This window comes from Actinomadura sp. NPDC048032, assembly GCF_040653175.1.
Taxonomy (GTDB): Bacteria; Actinomycetota; Actinomycetes; order Streptosporangiales; family Streptosporangiaceae; genus Spirillospora; species Spirillospora verrucosospora.
This window is the reverse complement of record NZ_JBEZJP010000132.1, coordinates 1-18,589: the sequence shown is the minus strand read 5'-3', so window position 1 is coordinate 18,589 and position 18,589 is coordinate 1. Positions and strand designations below refer to the sequence as shown.

The window sequence follows — 18,589 nt, the reverse complement described above, 5'->3', positions numbered from 1 at the left end:
GGCGATAACCACATGACCCCTCCGCATATTCGCCGAGGGTCGGGTACAGGCTGCCGTGACGCCCGTCCGTCCCTCCGGAAGGAGCTCCGACACATAGGAAACGAGTCGAGGAGCCGAGTAGTGCAGCAGATGACCAAGGGCGCCAACATCGACCTGCCCGGCCCGACCACAGCGGCGGGGCCCCTGACCGTGGCGTTGAGCTGGACCGATCCTTCTGGTGCAGGGGAAGCCGATGTCTCGGTGCTGTTGGTCGGCGCCGATGGCAAGGTCAGCAGCGACACCGACTTCGTCTTCTACAACCAACCCGCCACCGCAGACGAGTCGGTGAGGTTGCTAGGCAAAGCTCCGACCGCCACTGGCAGCGAAGATCGCATTCTGGCCGACCTGACCACTCTGCGCCCCGAGGTTCATCGTGTGGTGATCGCTGCCAGCCGCTATGCCGGAGCGACATTCGGAGCGCTGGAAGATCTACGTTTGGCCGTCTCCGACAGCACCGGAGAGGCTTTGCTGGCCTTCGACATCAAGGATGCCGACACCGAGACCGCGTTCATTTTCGGTGAGCTGTACCGTCGAGGCGAGGGTTGGAAGTTCCGGGCCGTCGGCCAAGGGTATGAATCCGGACTTGCGGGTCTGGCCGCCGACTTCGGCATCAACGTCGACGACAGCGACGAGGAAGAGACGGCTCATGCACCGTCCCAACCGGACGGCGCACCCGGCACCGATCAGACGGAAACTCCTGCTCCTGCCGCAGTAGACGTGGCAGCCCCCGTCGCGGAAGTGTCGATCAAGACCGAGCAGCGCCCCAAGCAGGTGCGTACCGCGAAGAAGAAGACCACCGTCCCCAAGGCCGCCAAGATCAACCTCGCCGAGCACCCTTCCTGGCAGCAAGCCCGCCTGTTCCCCGTCACCGGTCTCCGCAACGATCAGGAGCGCGAGACGCGGGCCACCGCAACGCTGCTGGCAGTGATGGCGCAGGTACCCGAGTTCGGCCGCCGCCTCACCGCCCGCTTCAACGCCCCCGCCGGCACCATCCAGACCTTCGCCGAAGCCTCCTTCAAGCACGGCGACACACGGGTCCGCCCCGACGGCGTCCTGCGCGTGGCACGTGCCGGTCGCATCTGGACCGCGCTGATCGAGACCAAGACCGGGGGCAACCCCCTCAAGGCCGACCAGGTCGAGGCCTACTTGGAGGTCGCGGCCCGACATGGCTACGAGACGGTGATCACCCTGTCCAACGATCTGGCCCTGGACAACGAGCATCCTCTCAAGGTCGACAAGAAGCTGCTGCGCAAGGTCGCGCTCCGACACGTCTCGTGGGCCGAGGTCGCGCACGAGGCCGAGATGCTCTGCCTCCACGACGGCGTGGCCACCCCCGTCCACGCTTGGCTGCTCAGCGAACTGCTGCACTACCTTCGCCAGGATCCGGCCGGCTGCCAGGGCTTCCGCGACATGGGCACCGCCTGGGTCCCCGTCCGCAACGCCGTGAATGCGGGCACCCTGCGGCTCGGTGATCGGCGCGCGATGCAGGTCGCCGAAAGCTGGGAGAAACTGATCCGGCAACTGTGTCTGCGGCTCAGCGGCCAGACTGGTCTGGCCATAGCTCCGGTCCTGCGCAAACGACGCGACGGCGACGCCTCGGTCCGCCGCCTGCAGACCGTCACCTCACTGGTGGAAACCGGACGAATGAGCGCCGAGATTCGCATTCCAAACGCCGGCGGCCCGGTCTTGCTTGAAGCCGACCTGCGCACCGGCCAGATCGAGACCACCGTCGAGATCCCCGCGGCCGAACGCGCCCGCCCTCTCACTCGGGTCCAGTGGCTACTACGCCAGCTGAACGACGCCCCACCCGAGCTTCGCGTCGAGGCGCTCATTCCTGGACACAAGACCGGCCCCTGCGACCCTTTGAAGAACCTGTTTCCCGAGCCGGGTCTGCTCCTCCCCGAAGGCGGGAAGCAGATCGACTCTTTCCGTCTGACCCTCGCCACCGGCATGGGCACCAAACGCGGCACCGAAGAGACCGGCTTCGTCCGCAGCATTGACACCGCCATGGACCGCTTCAACCAAGAGATACTCCAAGTCCTCAAACTGGAGGCCACGGGTGCCGAGGCCAGGCCCACCGGTTGATCCTTAAGCCTCCGCGCACTGGTTCGATCCCAGCGGTCCACAAACCCTCCCACGGAGCGGCCGCGGAAAGCTGATGACGTCTGCGTTGAACTGGGACGACTTGCGCCAGGTACCGGGATCGGATTGCGGGACAGCAGGGATCCGGACGCGGCCACCTCACCCTCCCGCCGCCCAGTTCGCCGGCCTGATAGAGCGGATCAAGCAGGAACCGACCCACTGACCGTTCTCTCGTCCGGCTCGTTCTTCACACGCCGTTTTCAACGGTCCGCGCGTCGTACGGTGAGGGCGTCGTCGGGCAGGGCGAAGGAGTGCACCACGTCCTGGTCGATGATCGCTTCCGGGCGGTGGGGGCCGTCGAAGGCGGTGGTGTGGAGGCGGAACCGGCCAGTGTTTCCGATCTTCAGCGTGCGCAACGTCCAAGGTTCGTCCGGGGCGGCCTCGGGATGAAGCGGCACGGCCAGGTTGAGGACGGTGGACGCCTCCCGCTCCTGGTGCGGCGCGGTGTAGGAGGCCAGCCGCAGTTCGGCCTGCGAGAACGGTTCGAGGCCGGGCGTGCTCCCGGTTTTCGAGGACCGCGGCCGCTGTGGCGCCAGGGCCGCGAGCCACGACCGGGTGCTCTCATCGATGTGCGGCTCGTCGGCGGCTCGCCCCAACCATCGCCAGAGCCGGTGGTGAAGTGCAGGGCCGGCGCAGTCCAGCCACTCCTCGACCAGCCGGCGGAACGCCTCCTCGCGGCGTCGAGCGCCGTGGCGGCGGCCCGCCGCCAGGATCTGCGTGCCCGCCCCGGCGAATGCCCGGCACAACGGCGCGATCGGCACCGCGCCGACCTCGCCGACGTAGCGCACCATACGGATCTCCCACATGACGCCGCGCAGCAATGTCGCCGCCGCCAGCGCCGCACCGTCCAACCGCTCGGGCCGTCGCAACGGAGCGGGGTGCGCAGGGTGCTCGCCATGGGGCGGAGTCCTGCGGTCAGCGGCCAGCCCGGCACCCGACAGGTGCCAGTACGGATCGTCGCAGTACACCGATCCGCTCTTCGCACCGATGAGACCGCCGCCACCGAGGCCGACAACAATTCCATCAGGCCCTGCGCACACAGTGACCGGGGCCCTGTCCCCGGAGTCGAAACGCGCCTCGGTGACAGCGTCCAACCACATCTCCAGCTCAGCCGGGTCGACGTCATCAGAGCCGACGGGGAATCGTCGTCCGGCCACGACCTCCACGAAGCCGACCAGCCTGTCACCGGCCCGTTCCACCTGAAAGGTCCGCACCTGCGCGCCGGTCAGGTCATAGTCGGCGGCCAGTCCCGCCGCCATGTCCGCGGTCAGCGGGATCCGCCGGGGCCTCACCACACCCCGGTAATCCCGGCCGGGCACGGCCTCCGGCGCCGGCAGCAGCGGCTCCAGCCGATGCCCGGCCGAACCGGCCTGCCGCACCATCCACGCCCGCCGTTCCGCCCCGAAGTCGGCCATCCAGGTCAGCGCGACCCGCGCCCGCCGCTCACGGCCCCACGGGGTACGGGCCACCGCAACACGGAACAGCGGAAAGGTGTTGTTGTCCCACACGTCCGACATCCAGCGGACCGCTTCCCGATCGAAATTCCGGCCGTCGGCGGCCACCGCCTCGATCCGCGCCAACGATTGATCCAGCAACACACCGAACGCCGCCGCGGCCACCGGCTCTCTCGGCTTCATGCCCCTCCACCCGAGCGCTGATCAACTTGGGTACGAACCATCGCATGTAAGCCCACACCGCCGCACTCACCCAGCGCCCTTGGCACGAACCCTTAGGAGACGCCGGTGGTGGATTTCTTGGTGCCTGCGGCGGCCTTGTTTCGGGGTTTGCGTTGGCGGGCTCGTCCGCGTCGGGGTGTGTCGGGGCGGAGGGTTAGGAGGTCGTTGTCTCGTTGGAGCGCCTCTAGGGAGAGCGTGCGGTAGCCGGCTTCCTCGAAGAGGACGGTGATGCGGTCGGGTTCCACCCGCATTACCGTTCCGGTGCCCCATGCGGCGTGCTGGACCTCGGCGTGTAGGGGGAATGGGGCGTCGTCGGCATTGTTCGGTGGTGTGGCCGGTTCGGCGGTATGGGTTGGCGATGTGGCTGGCCCGGCTTGGCAGATGTCGCAACTTGCGCAAGAGCCTGGGTGGGGTTCGCCTAAGTATTCCAGGAGGAAACGGCGGCGGCAGTCTGTCGTCTCCGCGTAGGCGCGCATCATGTCGATGCGTGAGTCGTCGACGCGGCGGCGGTTCTCGTCGAGTTCCACGGCACGTGCCACGGCCTCTTCGGGCGGCGGGCCCTGCTGGGCGTATCGCAGGTTTCCGCGGCCGGTCGTCTCCACGGCTCCGGTCTGTTCCAGCAGGTTGACCAGGCTGGTGAGCTTGGATGCGCCGACGCCCAGGGTGGTGCGCATCTCGCTTGCCGGGACGGTGCCGCCGTGGGTCTGGAGGAGCGTCGCGGTCTGGAGCAGCTTCTCCTCGTCGGGCTTGCCCGCGGCGAAGAAGCGGCGCAGCCCGAGGTCCTGCGACCGGTAGTACAGGACGGCCGCAGCGGGCTCCCCGTCCCGGCCGGCGCGGCCGATCTCCTGGTAGTACGACTCCGGGGACTCGGGCGGGGCGGAGTGCAGCACGTAGCGGACGTCGGGCTTGTCGATTCCCATGCCGAACGCCGAGGTGGCCACCACGACGTCGAGCTCGTCGCCCTGGAACGCCTCGTGCACCCGGTGGCGGTCCGCCGCCTTCATCCCGGCGTGGTAGGAGGCCGCGCGCAGGCCCGCCGCGGTCAGTTCCTCGCCGTAGGACTCGGCGTCCCGCCGGGTGGCGACGTAGACGAGGCCCAGTCCCTTTCGTCCGGCGGCGTCCTCGACCAGTGCCTTCCTCTTGTCCGCCTCCTCGTGGAACCGCCGCACCTCCAGGGACAGGTTGGGACGGTCGAAGCCGCGGACGATCTGCCGTGCCTCCGCCAGCCCGAGCGTCGCGAGGACGTCGTCGCGGACCGGCGGCGAGGCGGTCGCGGTCAGCGCGATCACCGGGGGGTGGCCGAGACGCTCGATCACCCGGCCGAGCCGCTGGTAGTCCGGCCGGAAGTCGTGGCCCCACGTGGAGACGCAGTGCGCCTCGTCGACGGCTATCAGCGAGGGGTGCACGGCGGCGAGCCGCTCCACGACCGACGGCTTGGCGAGCTGCTCGGGCGACAGGAAGATGTACTCCGCCCGGCCCGCCCGGATCTGGTCCATGGCGTCCTCGCTCGCCCCGTCGGACTGGGCGGAGTTGACCATCACGGCGCCGCCGGCGTCGCGGCCGGTCAGCGCGAGCATCTGGTCCCGCTGCAGGGCGATCAGGGGCGAGATCACGACCGTCGGCCCGGGGAGCAGCTGGGCGGGGACCTGGTAGACGGCCGACTTGCCGCCGCCGGTCGGCATGACCAGCAGGACGTCGCGGCCCCGCAGCAGGTGCTCCATCGCCTCGCCCTGGCCCGGGCGCAGGTCCGGCCAGCCGAAGACCTCCCTGGCGACCCGGCGCAGCCGGCGGCGCCTGCCCATCCGGCCCCAGACGTCCCGCATGCCCATTCGGTCCTCCTCGCGCCCGTGCCCCCGCCGCCGACCCGACGAAAGCGACGAAACACGCAGAGATCTTTCTCAACGGCGCCCGCGGAAACGTCCGGCGGCATTGCACTGCGGTAACGCCCGCCGGCAGCCCTTCGCGCCTTCCGTCCGGGATCGGCCAGGAGGGCTCGCGGGCAGGGGAAGCCGGGCACGATCACTCCGACTGGAGTTCGGTTTGTGGTGGGTTGCTAAGAGGTGGCCGTGCAGGAGCCTTCGCTCATCGGACGCGATGCCGAGTTCGGCAGGCTGATCGAGTTACTGGGGCGCAGCGCCGAGGGCGCTCGGCAGATCGTCTTCATCGAGGGTGAGCCCGGGATCGGCAAGACGCATCTGCTGGAGGCGCTGCTCGACCGGGCCCGACGGCAGGGGGCGCGGACGCTGTCGGGGACGGCCGACGCGATGGGCGGGAGCCGGCCGTTCGGCACGCTCGCCGCCGCGCTGGACGATGAGGGCCTGCTCTCGCCGGCCGGCGCGCCGGCGGAGAAGGGGCTGCGGGGCCTGCAGGTGATCGAGGGGCTGCTGGCCGGGCTGGAGCGGCTCGCCGCGCGCGGGCCCGTGGTGTTCGCCCTGGAGGACCTGCACTGGGCCGATCGGGAGACGCTCCGGGCGTTCGACGCCGTCGTCCGGCATCTCGGCGCGCTGCCGCTGCTGCTCGTCGGCACCTTCCGGGGGTACCCGCGGAGCCCGGAGCTGGCGGCCCTGCTGGACCGGGTGACCTCGCGGGGCGCGGACGTCCTCAGGCTGGACGGCCTCGGCGAGGAGGCGGTGGGGGCGCTGGGCGAACGGCTGCTCGGGGCGCGGCCGTCGGCGGCGCTGCGGCGGCGGCTGGCCGCCGCGGGCGGCAACCCCCTGTTCGCCGTCCAGCTCCTGCGCGCCCTCCAGCACGAGGCGTCCCTGACGGTGCGGGACGGTGTCGCGGACGTCGCCGACGGGCCGCTGCCGCCGGGGCTGCGGGAGATCCTCGTGCGGCGCTTCGGGCACCTGCCGAGGGCGACGGCGGAGCTGCTGCAGGTGGCGTCGGTGCTCGGGGCGTCGTTCGCGCCGGGCGAGCTGGCCGCCGTGCTGGGCAGGCCGCTGGCGGGGCTGCTGCCGCAGCTCAACGACGCCGTGGCGCACGGGCTGATCGGGGAGCGCGGGGACGCGCTCGCGTTCCGCCATCCGATGATGCGGGAGGCGCTGTACGAGAGCCTGCCGTCGGCGATCCGGCGCAGGCTGCACCACGAGGCGGGGCAGGCGCTCGCCGCGGCGGGCGGTCCCACCGCGCAGGTCGCCGCGCATCTGGCGGAGGGCGCCGAGCCGGGCGACCCGCAGGCCGTCGCCTGGCTGCGCAGGGCCGCCGAGGAGGTCTCCGCCTACTCGGTGGGGATGGCGGTCCGGCACCTGGAGCGGGGCCTGGAACTGGCGGGCGGGGACGAGGAGCGCGCCGCCGCGGTGCGCGCCGACCTGGTGCCGCTGCTGGCCCTCGAAGGCCGGTTCGCGGAGGCGCGGGAGGTCGCGGCGGCCATCCCGGACGGGCGCCTCGCCGCGGAGGACGAGATCAGGCTGCGCAGCGGCCAGGCCCGCGCGCTCTCGCGGCAGGGCCGCTGGGCGGAGGCCGCGCGCGCCTTCGAGTCCATCGCCGGGCTGCTGCCCGCGGGTCCGCTGCGGGCGCTGTTCGACGCGCGGGCCGCGTACGCGCTCATCTACGCCGGGGACGTGGGGGCCGGCCGGCGCCGCGCGGAGGACGTCCGGGAGCGGGCCCGGGGCCGCGAGTACGAGCAGGCGCTCGGCGCCGCGCTGACCACGCTGAGCCTCGCGCTGGCCGCGGCGGGCGACCTGCGGAACGCGCTGGAGCTGGGCGAGCGGGGGCTCGCGGCCGTCGGCCATTCGCGTCCGGCGCCGGGGGCGTTCCTGTTCCCGCACGTCCCGGTCGGGTTCGTGCTGCTGGACGCCGACCGGCCCGCCGAGGCCGAGCGCGTGCTGCAGCGCGGCCACGCGCTGGTGGAGGAGGTCGGCGCGCTGACGTTCCGGCCGTACTTCCCGGGCGTGCGGGCGCTCGGCGGCTTCCATTTCGGCGACTGGGAGTCGGCCCTGTCGCAGGCGGAGTCCGGGCTCGTCCTGGACGAGGAGATCGGCACCCGCTGGCTGTTCTTCGCCGAGACCGTGATCGGGCGGATCGCGCTGGCCCGCGACGACCTCCGGACGGCCGGGCGGATGGCGGCGGAGACGCGGCGGGTGCTGGACGGGCCGGACGCCCCCGAGTTCGCGACCGGCCGGGGCTGGGCGCTGTGGATCGAGGCCCTGCTACTGGAGGCCGGGGGCGAGGGGGACGCGGCGGCGCGGACGGCGGCGCGGGCGTGGCGGGCGCTGGACGGCTGCCGGATGCTCGGCAACCGGCTGCCCGCCGTGGACGCGGTGCGGCTCGCGGTGGCGGCCGGCGACGCGGGGACGGCCGCGGCGGTCGCCGAGGAGGCCGCGGCGTACGCCGGGCGCGCCGGCACCCCCACCGCCGAGGGCCTCGGCCTGCACTGCGCCGGCCTGGCCCGCGGGGACACCGGCGCGCTGGTGGCGTCGGTCGAGGCGTACCGGGGCGGGTCCCGCGGCTTCGAGCACGGGCTGGCCGCCGAGAGCGCCGCGGTGGCGCTGGCCCGCGACGGCCGGGCGGCGGACGCGCGGCGGATGCTCGCCGAGGCGTTGGAACGCTACGAACCGCTGGGCGCGCGGCGGGACGCGGCCCGCGCCGCCGCCGCGCTCCGCGGGCTCGGCGTGCGGCCGGGGGCGCGGCGGCGGCGCCCGGACCGTCCCGCGCACGGCTGGCAGGCGCTGACCCCGACGGAGCGGAAGATCGCCGCGCTCATCGCCGAGGGCCTCACCAACCCGCAGATCGCCGAGCGGGAGTTCATCTCCCGGTACACGGTGGAGACGCACCTGAAGCGCGTCTTCGCCAAGATGAGCGTCCGCAGCCGCACCGAGCTCGCCGCCCGGGTGCTGTCCGGTCCCGCGTTGTCGAGTTCCGAGTGACGCGGGCGGGGCGGGTCAGCGCGGGCCGACGGCGTCGTAGCGCAGGCCGCTGGAGGCGGTGCCGCCTCCGGTGCGCTTGGCGCGGGCCAGCCACAGGTGCACCGAGCCGTCGGTCCAGCGCGCGAGGCGCCATTCCCGCACGACGCGGGTCCCGGCGCGGCCGACCTCCTCCTCGGGGATCTCCAGTCTCGCCACCCGCCCGGTGTCGTTCTCCATCGTCCAGTCGAGGACGCGGCTGTGCCCGATCACCGGCACCGGCGTCCCGTCCCTGGTGGGCTGCTGGAGGGGGACGCGGCGCAGCCGGATGCCGTCCGGCCGCCCGTCGGCCGGGGCCGGGACGAGCGGCACCCAGTTCTCCGGCACGGTGGTGGCGAAGGTGTAGGTGAGCTCGGGCAGGCCGGGGACCTCGGCGCGCGGCGGGACCCCGGCGCGCGGGACCTGGCCGTCCCGGTCGATCGGCTCGCCGGTGGCGCCGGTGACGGTCCGCTCGATCGCCCAGGCGAGGTTGGCGGTCTCGTCGCGCAGGAACCGGACGTCCTCGACGGGCGCCGAACTCTGCGTCGAGAACGTGGTGGGCGGCAGGACGAGCAGGGGCGCCGGCGGCCCGCCGCGCGCGGACGCGGGCCGGAACAGCCCCCAGCCGCGCCCGGCGTCGGCGGCGCCGTAGGCCACCGGGGGGACGAGGGTGCGGACGCCGAAGCTGTCGGTCACCACGAGCGAGCGGACGCGGGTGACCGATCCGCTCGGCACCTCCACCGGGACGACGAAGTGGTCGTTGGCGTACACGGTCGCGTACTCCAGCAGGACCATCCGGGCGAGGTCGGTGGTGCCCGCGCCGATCCGGCCGAGGTTGACGTCGGCGTCCTCCATCTCCCAGAACCGCGTCGCGGGCATGCCGGGGTAGGCGGCCACGGTCGGGACGACGACGAGGGTGCGGCGCTCCGAATCGGACGCGGCATCGGACGGGGCGCCGAGCGCGGCGTCCGGGTCGTGGTCGAGCTGGTACCAGTCGAGCCGGTCGCCGTCGTACTCGGGCGCGGTCAGCACCGTCTCGCCGACGGAGTCGGAGGCGGCGGCCGCGAAGGCGTACTCCAGCCGTTCGCGCTGCCAGGCGCGGGCGCCTGCGCCCGGTGTGTCGACCAGCGGAAGGAAGCCGTCGGGCGCGGGGCCCTCCCCCGCCTGGAGCCAGGCCAGCCAGCCCGCGACGGCGGCGGCGACGGCCGCCGACAGCTCGGGCGGGACCGGCACCGTCCCCGGGAACCGGCCCCTGGCGTGGTCGCGCAGCACGTCCGTGCCGTGGGGCGCGCGCCCCGCCATGATCCGCAGGTAGCCGGCCGTCGTCTCGTCGGCTTCGGACGGACCGGCGGGCGGCGGGCTCGGGATCGGGTAGCGGGCGACGACCGCCGCCCGCAGCGCGCCGGCGCCGTGCTCGGCGAGGAAGCGGAGCAGTTCCTGCCCGGTCTCGGCGGCCCAGCGCAGGTCGTGGGCCCCGGCGGCGTCCTCGGCCTCGACGGCCGACTCCAGCGGGCGGCCGGCGGGCAGCGGCGCCGCCGGCCCGCCCGAGGGTCCGTACCGGACCTCGGCGAACCGGGCGGACTCGACGTCGAGCCTGGCCAGCACGGGGGTCCCCGCGTCCTCGCCCTGGAACTCCCCGAGCTGCCACTGCCGGGCGAGGAGCCAGAGCGGGTCGGCGGTGCGGGCCTCCAGCGCCGGGCTGAGGTCCTCCGCGCGGGTGCGCGGTTCCAGCCGGCTCCAGGTGGTGATGGACGGGACGTGCTCGGGCTCGGCGGGCTCCGCGGCGGCCCGGGTGTCGGAGACGGTCATCGCGTTCCCTCCGTGGTGGCCGGCGCGGCGGCGGGGCCGTCCGGGGCCGCGGCGTCCGGGACGAAGTCGGTCGAGGTGCCCGGCTCGGCCATGTTCACCGGGAAGTGGGCGGCGGGCAGGATCTGCCCGATGTCGCCGAGCGAGTCGAGGTCGGCGGCGCGGGTCGTGGTCAGGATGAAGGCCCAGTTCAGCGCCTGGAGGACGGCGTCGGGGCCCCAGGTGGGCGCGTCGTCGGCGGGCACGGCGACCAGCACGGCCTGCGGCGCGGCGGCGCCGGGCGCGTCGTGCTCGAAGGCCAGCCCGGTCGTCCGCCGGGCGGCCGGGACGACCTCGGTCCACTCGTCCACGACGAGGCCGGAGACGGGCCGGGTGAGGTCGAGGTCCCCGACCGTGATCACCGCCATGGACACGACGTCGCCGTCCGGGGGGCTCTCCCCGGCCCACCGCTCGCCCGGCTTCCCGGGGAGCTGGACGGCGCGCGGAGTGGCGGGGACGGTCGCCGCGCCGGCGCCGGTCAGCGCCTCGGTGTAGGTGAGGACCTTCTGGAGGTTCGCCAGCTTCGGCCGCACCCGGGCGTACTTGGCCAGCCAGCGCCGGACGTCGTGCGCCGCCCCGCCCTCCAGCTCGTTCCCGGCCGCGAGGGCGGCGGCGAGCGGGCCCGGGGCGGGCAGGGTGACCGACTGCAGGACGGGCAGGTCCTGGCCGAACAGCGTCCGGAGCCGGGCGGTCTGGAACTCGCGGCGCCGGGCGGGGCCGGCCGCCGGGACGTCGAAGTCGGCGATGGCGCAGCCGCACGTCTCGGCGGTGCAGGTCAGCGGGCGTCCCCGGAACTCGGCGACCAGCCGGCAGTGCGCCAGCCGGCGCTGCCGGAGCTCGGCCCGCGCGGACGCGGCCTGCTCCAGCACCTGCTGCTCGGTGCCGGACCTCGGCGGCGGGGCCACCGCGCCGAGCACGCCGAACCCGGCGGCGGTCCGCAGGGCCGGGCGCACCGCCGCGGCGGCCGGCCCGGCGAGGCCGGCGATGGCCGTGCCGGCGAGCTGCCAGGCGAAGTCGGCGCGGTTGCGCGTCGCCTGGTCGAACCCGCTCTCGGCGGCGGACCCGGGCCCATCGAGGTCGGCGGCCTCCACCTGCCGCGACTGCGTGAGCAGCCGCCGCACCGCCGAGGCCGCCTCCAGGAACTCGGCGAGCGACACCTGGTCGTACGGCCAGGCGGGGTCGCGCTCGAAGCCCGGCTCCAGCGTCCAGTCCTCGCCGATCTTCGAGGCGTCCCGGCGCGGCCAGGCGGCCGCCTCGATCCGTCGCTCCAGTTCGGCGCCGGCGTCCGGGGCGGCGCCCCGGACCGGGGCGGCGACGTGGTCGACGGCGGGGATCTGCAGGTAGTCGAGGCTCAGCGGCGGCTGGACGGCGGTGCGCGTCCCGTCCGGCGAGCGCCAGGTGTTGCGCCACTTGACCCGCCAGTTCGGCGGCAGCAGCGCGGTGGCGAGGACGTCGGCGGGGGCCGCGGCGACGACCCGCGGCTGCTCGCCCACGGCGGCGCCCCAGCGGAGCTTGTCGAACCGGGCGTCGTGGTTGAACAGCAGGAGCACCCGGTGGGTGACCGCCGCGCCGCTGTCGGCCGTGCGGCAGAACTGGAGCTCCGGCGGGGTGCTCGCGCCGTGCGCGGAGGCGTCGAGGGCGGCGGCTGCCCGCGTGGCGTTGCCCTGGGCGATCTGGTGGACGCCCTCGGCGAGCAGCGCGTCCCCGACCGCGTCGACGGCGTCCGCGACGTCGGCGAGGACGTCCTCGACCGCCGTCCGGTCGCCGGGCGGGAGCGACGCGAGATCCGCCTCCAGGTCGCCCGCGCGGTACAGCCGGTGAAGCTCCAGCCCGTCGGTCACCGCGGTCGACTCCACGGCCGGTTCCGCGGTCCCCTCCGGCGTGACGGTGTGCGCGCGGACGGGCGCGGCGGCCCGGAACAGCGGCAGATGCTGGTCGAGGGGCCCGTCCGGGTGCTCGTGCAGGCCGCGTTCGAACCGGTAGCCGAGCAGCAGACCGAGAGGCTGCCCGGCGCGGACGCCCGCGACCAGCTGCTCGGCCAGCCGCACCCGCCGTGAGGTCAGGTCGACGGCCAGCGGATTCCCCTGCTCGTCGCGCCCTGCGGGATCATCGTCCGGCTGCGCGTCCGCGACGTCGTGGGAGCGCCAGCCGCTGCGCAGCACCGCCGCGGTGACCGCCTGGCCGAGCGTCGGCGCGTGCACGTGCCCGGCGCCGTCCGGGGCCGGGTGGAGCGGCCCCTCCGGGACGCCGTCGGGCAGCGGGACCTCCTCTCGGCCCACGGAGGGCGGCGCCAGGTCGCAGACCCATCCGTAGCCGCCGATGTGCGTCCCGGCGGCGTCTCCGGCGGGACGCTCCCGGACGAGCCGTTCCAGCCGGCGCGCCGGGAACGAGGTGATCCAGGCGTCCAGCCGGTGGGCGGTCAGGGCCAGGGTTCCCGCCACCTCGCGCTCCAGGCGCTCCGGGTCGACCCGGAGGTCCACGAGCCGGTCCAGCGCGTCGCGGAACTCTCTGATCCCGGCGGTGACGGCCGCGTGCCGCTCGTCGCCGGGCCGCTGCGCGGCGGCGAGGTAGTCGCCGACCGTCAGGGCCGGGTCGGCGCCGCCGCCGGGCAGCGGCAGCGCGAGGCGCCGCGCGAGCGTCGAGGTGACCTCGCGGGGGAAGACGTCCACCAGCTCGGGGTCGGGGACCTGCCCGACGCCCTCGATCAGCCCGGCCGCGTTGGAGTGCTCGCCCAGCAGCGCCGCGCGCAGCAGCCGCTGGAAGAGCGGCGCCGGTCCGGACGGCACGGGGACCTCGTCGGCGCGCAGCCCCGGCGCGGCCAGTTCCGTGAGGTACGCCCGGATCGCCGCCGCGTCGGCGCCCGCCACCGGCGTGCCGAGCCGGATCGACTTGTCGGCGAAGACCGCCAGGGCCAGCCGCGGGTCGTCGCCGGTCGCGAGCCCGAGGTCGGCGAGCAGCCGCCGGGTCGGCCCGGCCACCTGCTCGCGCCAGTCGCCGCCGAGCTCCAGGCGCGCGAATCGCCACAGCCAGGCGACGTACTCGTTGCCGAGCATGCCGCGCACCCGCATCTCGCGCGGGAGCGCGTCGGTGGCGAGGATGTCGAGCATGACGCCGTCGGGGTCGGCGAGGCCGGGGCGGATCCGCGGCACCGGCGACCGCGACCACACCCGGTTCATCAGCCGGACGAGCAGGTCGACCGCCCTGGCCTCCCCCGCGCCGCCGGACTTCCACCGGGCCATCGACGCGACCGGCAGCACCCCGTAGACCTGGGCGCCGACGCGCAGCGCGGGCAGCGGCCCGTCGGGGTGGACGTGGGAGACGAAGTGAGAGCGGACGGCGGGCAGGTCGGCGGTCCAGCCCGCCTCCGCGCCGTCCGCCAGGTGGCGGACGAGGTAGTCGAGCCCGACCGGCCAGAGCAGCCGCCGCACCGCCGCACCGGGACGGCGCAGGTCGTCGGCGCCGTTCGGGGCGCGGCCGAGCGCGGTGGCCGCCCCGGACGGGACGGGCCCGCGCCGCGTCCGCTCCAGGACGTCGCCGTCCCGGTGGGCGAGCGGGAGGCCCAGCGTGTCCGCGAGCAGGGCCGCCGCGGTCTCCGGGCGGGCCGCCGTCGCGGGCGCCCCGGTCACCCGCGCCGAGAGCGCCGCCTCGCGCGACCGGGGCGCGTAGCCGCTGGGCACGGTCTCGGTGTTGTTGGTCGGGGTGCCGGGCGGGACGAACCCGAGCCCGACCGTCGCGGCCTGCGCCTCCAACAGCTCCGACAGGATCGTGGCGCCCCGCGCGGGGGTGGCGCCCTCGTCGACGCCGTACACGGCGAGGAACGCGACGTGCTCGGTGACGCCCTCGACGACGGCCGCCATCCCGGCGTCGACCGCGGCCTGGAAGTCGACCAGCCAGCGCATGCCCTCGTCGACCGGAGGGTCCTCGTCGGTGAGGGGGCGGGCGGCGTCGTCACCGGTCCGGACGGGCGAGGGGCCGACCGCCAGGTCGGGCCGCACCTCGTTGGGGAAGTCCGCCTCGATGCCGCGCCCCCCGGCAAAGCGGGCGAAGAAGCGCCAGCGGGTGGGCAGCGCCCGGGCGCGCGGTGCCCGCATCCAGGTGCCGGTGCGTTCGAGGGGGCCGGGGAAATTCCCGGTGGCGTCCGGCTGCATCACCCGGGCGATCCAGGTGGCGCGGGGGGCGCCGTGGTACCGGACGAGCTCCTCCCAGGCGTCCGGCTCGCCGCCGCGCTCCCAGTAGCGGCGGCCTTCCCGCCGCTCCGCCGCGGTCAGCTCCGCCTCGTGCGAGTCGACGTGGATCTGGTCGGGGTAGACGCGGACGAGCAGCCGGGTGCCGTCGAACCTCGTCTCCAGCCGGACGGGCAGCAGCGTCACCGGGTACCGGGTGGACAGCGTCCACGCCGCGGCCGGGGCCTGCTCGGTCAGCGGTCGGGTCATCGGAGGGCTCCAAGGGCTCGCAGAGTTCCGGCGGTTCCGGCGAGGGCGGCCGGCTGCGGGTCGGGTGGCAGCAGGTCGCTCGCGTGCCGGGCGACGAGCGCGGGGCGCTGGAGGACGACGCGGGCCATGTCGGCGGCGTTGCGGCCGAAGACCGCGCCGTCCAGGGGCTCGCCGCCGAACCCGGCCGCGCCCGGCGACAGGAACCGCGCGTCCGCCGGAAGGTGGCCCCAGTGCAGGTCGTCCCAGTGGGCGCCCGACCAGGGCGTCCCCGGCACCCAGTCCTCGGGCGGGTCGTCCACGCCGAAGCGGGGCGCGGTGGGCTGCTCGCGCAGCAGGAAGAAGTACCCCGGCCTTCCGGCGGCCGGGTCGGCGTCGCCCCGGGCCTGCCCGGCGGTCAGCGGGAAGCCGAACAGCAGCAGGTCGGGGTCCAGCCGGGCGTGGAAGATCGGCGGGATGTCCGGGCCGGTGACGTCGCGCCGGCCGGCGGCCGTCCACGTCGCCGCGCGCATCGTGACGGCGGTGGCGGGGTAGCGGCGCAGCACCTCGCCGCGCACGACGAGGATCAGCGACCGCTCGTCCGGCCCGCCCACGGCGGTGAGGTGCGCGCCGAGCGGCCCGGCGCCCCACGCGGGGTCGGTGAACGGCGGGATGTCGGTCAGCGGGGCGCCGGCCGAGACCGCGTTCCGCACGTCCCAGAACTGCCGGAACCAGGTGTTGCGCGGGTCGGCGGGGAACTCCCGCCACAGCATCTCCCGGCTCGTCTCGTGGTTCAGGCCCACCATGAACGCCTCGATGAAGCGCGGGTTCGCGGCCAGCGCGGTCAGCGTCTCCGGCGCCACCTCCGGCAGGCCGGGGACGACGTTCTCCTGCGACAGGCCCCGCAGCAGCTCGTAGGCGGGCACGTTGAACGCGACGCCCGCGAGCAGCCGCCGCAGTGGATCGCCGGTGTCGGGGATCGCCGAGGCGAGCGGCCCGTCGCCGAGCCTCAGGCCGTCCAGGACCTTGGGCGGCACCGTGTCCTCGGGCCTGAGCCGGTCGCGGACCGCCGCCGCCGTGGCGTCCACCGGGACGGCCTCCCCGCGCGCGTCCCGCGCCAGGGCCTGCGCCGGGGCGAGGTACCGCTGGTGCCGCAGCGCCGCCTTCATGAAGTCGTCGCCCATGGCGGCGCGGTCGGCGACGAGGCTCGGCCGCAGGTCGGCGAGCGCGACGCCGCCGCCCCGGACGGACGCGCCGGGCAGCCGGTCGACGGGGCGCGACTCGCCCCAGCCGGTCGCGAACCCGTCCGGGTCGAGGTCGAACCCGATGCGGTAGGCGGCGTCGTTGCCGTCCGCGGTGCTCCCCACCCGGTAGACCAGCAGGTCGGGCCGGCGCGTGCCGCTGAAGTCGGCGACGACGATCCCGGCGCCGTGGTCCCAGCCGGCCTCCCGGTCCTCGGGGACGGGGACGGGCGCGCTCCAGCCGCCGAGGACGGCGCCGCGGCGGTTCACCGTCCGGCCGACGCCGTACCGGGCGACGGTGCGGCCCCACTCGTTCCCGCCGGTCCACAGCACGACCAGGTCGGGCCGCAGGTCCTGGCTGAGGTCGGCGACGTCCACGGCCACGTCGCCGAGCCCGCCGACCGTGTAGGGCAGCGTCACCGTGTCGCCCCAGCCGCCGGTGACGGCGCCGTCGTCGGAGATCCGCCAGCCGATCCGGTAGCAGATCCTGTCGCCGGAGGTGTAGACGAAGACCAGCTCGGCCCGGCCGTCGCCGTCCAGGTCGGCGAGCGCGATGTCGGCGCCCCGGACGGACGCGCCGACCGGGTCGTGCACGGGACGCGGCGCGCCCCAGCGGGCGGGCACGCCCTCGGCGTCGAGGTCGAAGCCGACCTGGTAGGCGACGTCGCCGAGCACGTTGCCCAGCACCACCATGGCCTGCGGGCCGGACGCGGTGATCCGTCCCACGGCGACCGCCATCACCTCCACGTCGATGCCGCCGAGGTCGGGGCCGGTGCGGGCGGCGGAGAACCCGCCGAGCCGTCCCTCCGCGTCGAAGCCGTGCGCGACCCGGTGCCGGACGTGCCCGGCGCCGCCCTCGCGGGAGAAGTCCGCCACGATCAGGGACGAGAACAGGCCGACGCGGGCCGCCCACCGGTTCTCCGGCGGCGGGACGTCGGCCGGCGCGCCGGCGCCCCGCAGGTCCCGGGGGGCGCCGTGGTCGCGCCACTGGCCGTTGTGGTCGACCGACACCAGCCGCCCGTCGGCGGCGATGGCGAACAGCTCGCTGTCGCGGCCGGGGCGCAGCGCGACCGGGCCCGGCTGCCGGAGCGCGAGCCCGCCGGACGGCGGGCGCAGGCGCGTGCCGCTCCAGTTCCACTGGTCGGCGACGGAGTCGATCCGGCAGAGCGAGAGGTCGTTCGGATCGGCGTCGGAGGCGACGAGCACGCCGATCGTGGGGCGGCCCGAGAAGTCCTTGCCGCTCTGCCGCGCCACGGACACCACGGACGTGCCGTCGTAGGGGCGCCACGCGTTCGCGATCGGGCGGAGGTCGCCGCGGGTGATGATCAGGTTCCCGTCGACGGAGGCGTACGCCATGCCCTTGAAGGCGCCGTAGTCGGGATAGGCGGCCGAGAGGTTGCCGTTGACGAGCGGCACGGTGCCGTCCCCGACGTTGAGGTTGGTCCACAGCGCGGCGCCGGTCCCCTGCCGGACGCACGCGTGGAGCCCGCCGAGGTTGGTCCTGACGTAGAGGAAGCCGCCGCCCCGGGTCGCGAGCGGCCCGACGGCCACCTCCTTCGGGCTGATCGTGGACGGCTTGCCGAGCGCCCGCCACGTCCAGGCGGCGGTCGCCGGATCGAAGTCGCAGGCGTGCAGGCCGCCGTCACCGCCGATCACGTAGACGCCGGTGCCGTGGGCGAGCGGATCGCTCCGGACGCCGTTCGGCGGGTACCCGCGGTCCTCCCACGCCCAGGCGCCCGGCACCCGGTCCCAGCGCCGCTCCCACAGCCGCCCGTCGGCCGTGCGGACCAGCACGCGGACCGGCCCGCCGTAGTCCAGCGCGGCCCCGGGGGACACCACTTTCTGACCGCTGGGCGGCAGTCCGTGGTCGTACCAGAGCCAGCCGCCCTCGACCAGGCGCCGCTCGAACAGATGGCCGTCGTCCGTCGCGGCGAAGAACCGGCCCTGCACCATGTCGCCGCCGGCGGTGGCGAGGGTCCGCGGCACCTCATCGGACACGTCGGCCGGGACGCTCGCGGCGGCGACCGCGGCGCTGTGGGCGGTGTCCCACCAGGGGTCGGCCATCGCGGCGCGGATGGACGCCTCGTCCAGCGTTCCCAGCGGCCGCCCGGTCACCTGCTCGAACGGGGCGCCGCCGGCGGGGACGTCGGCGGGCGGGACGGCCGTGTCGCCGGTCGCGAGCCGCTCCACGGCGGCCGGCGCGGCCCCGGCGCGCCGGGCCAGGGGGCCGCGCGGCCGCAGCAGCCGGCGCATCGGCACCGACGTGGCGGCCCGCAGCCCGGCGTTGCCGGCCAGCTCGTCGAGATCTCCTCCTGGACCAGCCGGGAGTCGCGGGCCAGCCCGCCGACCAGCGTCGG

General features: G+C 75.1%; 7 protein-coding genes. 2 read left to right on the top strand and 5 right to left on the bottom strand.

What is annotated here, in order from left to right; translation table 11 throughout:
* Positions 1-129 precede the first annotated feature (129 nt).
* A complete protein-coding gene (locus AB0C69_RS19250; RefSeq protein WP_360355167.1) occupies positions 130-2,124 on the top strand; it encodes a TerD family protein in 1,995 nt (664 codons plus the stop codon).
* A 257-nt stretch (positions 2,125-2,381) separates the two neighbouring features.
* Here the strand turns inward: AB0C69_RS19250 and AB0C69_RS19245 are convergent, their stop codons facing one another.
* Positions 2,382-3,818 carry a hypothetical protein gene (locus AB0C69_RS19245; protein ID WP_360355164.1) on the bottom strand — a complete coding sequence of 479 codons (1,437 nt, stop codon included), beginning with the start codon at positions 3,816-3,818 and terminating at the stop codon, positions 2,382-2,384.
* Between the two features lie 92 nt (positions 3,819-3,910).
* A complete protein-coding gene (locus tag AB0C69_RS19240) occupies positions 3,911-5,686 on the bottom strand; it encodes an ATP-dependent DNA helicase RecQ (protein WP_360355161.1) in 1,776 nt (591 codons plus the stop codon).
* 237 nt (positions 5,687-5,923) lie between these two features.
* On the opposite strand from AB0C69_RS19240, the gene AB0C69_RS19235 reads away from it, so the two are divergent.
* The gene (locus AB0C69_RS19235) at positions 5,924-8,722 is read left to right on the top strand and encodes an AAA family ATPase (protein WP_360355159.1); all 2,799 of its coding nucleotides are present in this window, start codon (positions 5,924-5,926) and stop codon (positions 8,720-8,722) included.
* 15 nt (positions 8,723-8,737) lie between these two features.
* On the opposite strand, the gene AB0C69_RS19230 is transcribed toward AB0C69_RS19235, so the two are convergent.
* From AB0C69_RS19230 to AB0C69_RS19220, 3 genes are all read right to left on the bottom strand, one after another.
* A complete protein-coding gene (locus tag AB0C69_RS19230; protein ID WP_360355156.1) occupies positions 8,738-10,546 on the bottom strand; it encodes a hypothetical protein in 1,809 nt (602 codons plus the stop codon).
* Complete coding sequence (locus tag AB0C69_RS19225) at positions 10,543-15,015, bottom strand: hypothetical protein (RefSeq protein WP_360355153.1); 4,473 nt, start codon at positions 15,013-15,015, stop codon at positions 10,543-10,545. The genes AB0C69_RS19230 and AB0C69_RS19225 overlap by 4 nt, the downstream gene beginning before the upstream one ends.
* On the bottom strand, positions 15,012-18,589 hold a 3,578-nt coding region (locus AB0C69_RS19220), incomplete at its 5' end, for a hypothetical protein (RefSeq protein ID WP_360355150.1). The genes AB0C69_RS19225 and AB0C69_RS19220, both read right to left, overlap by 4 nt.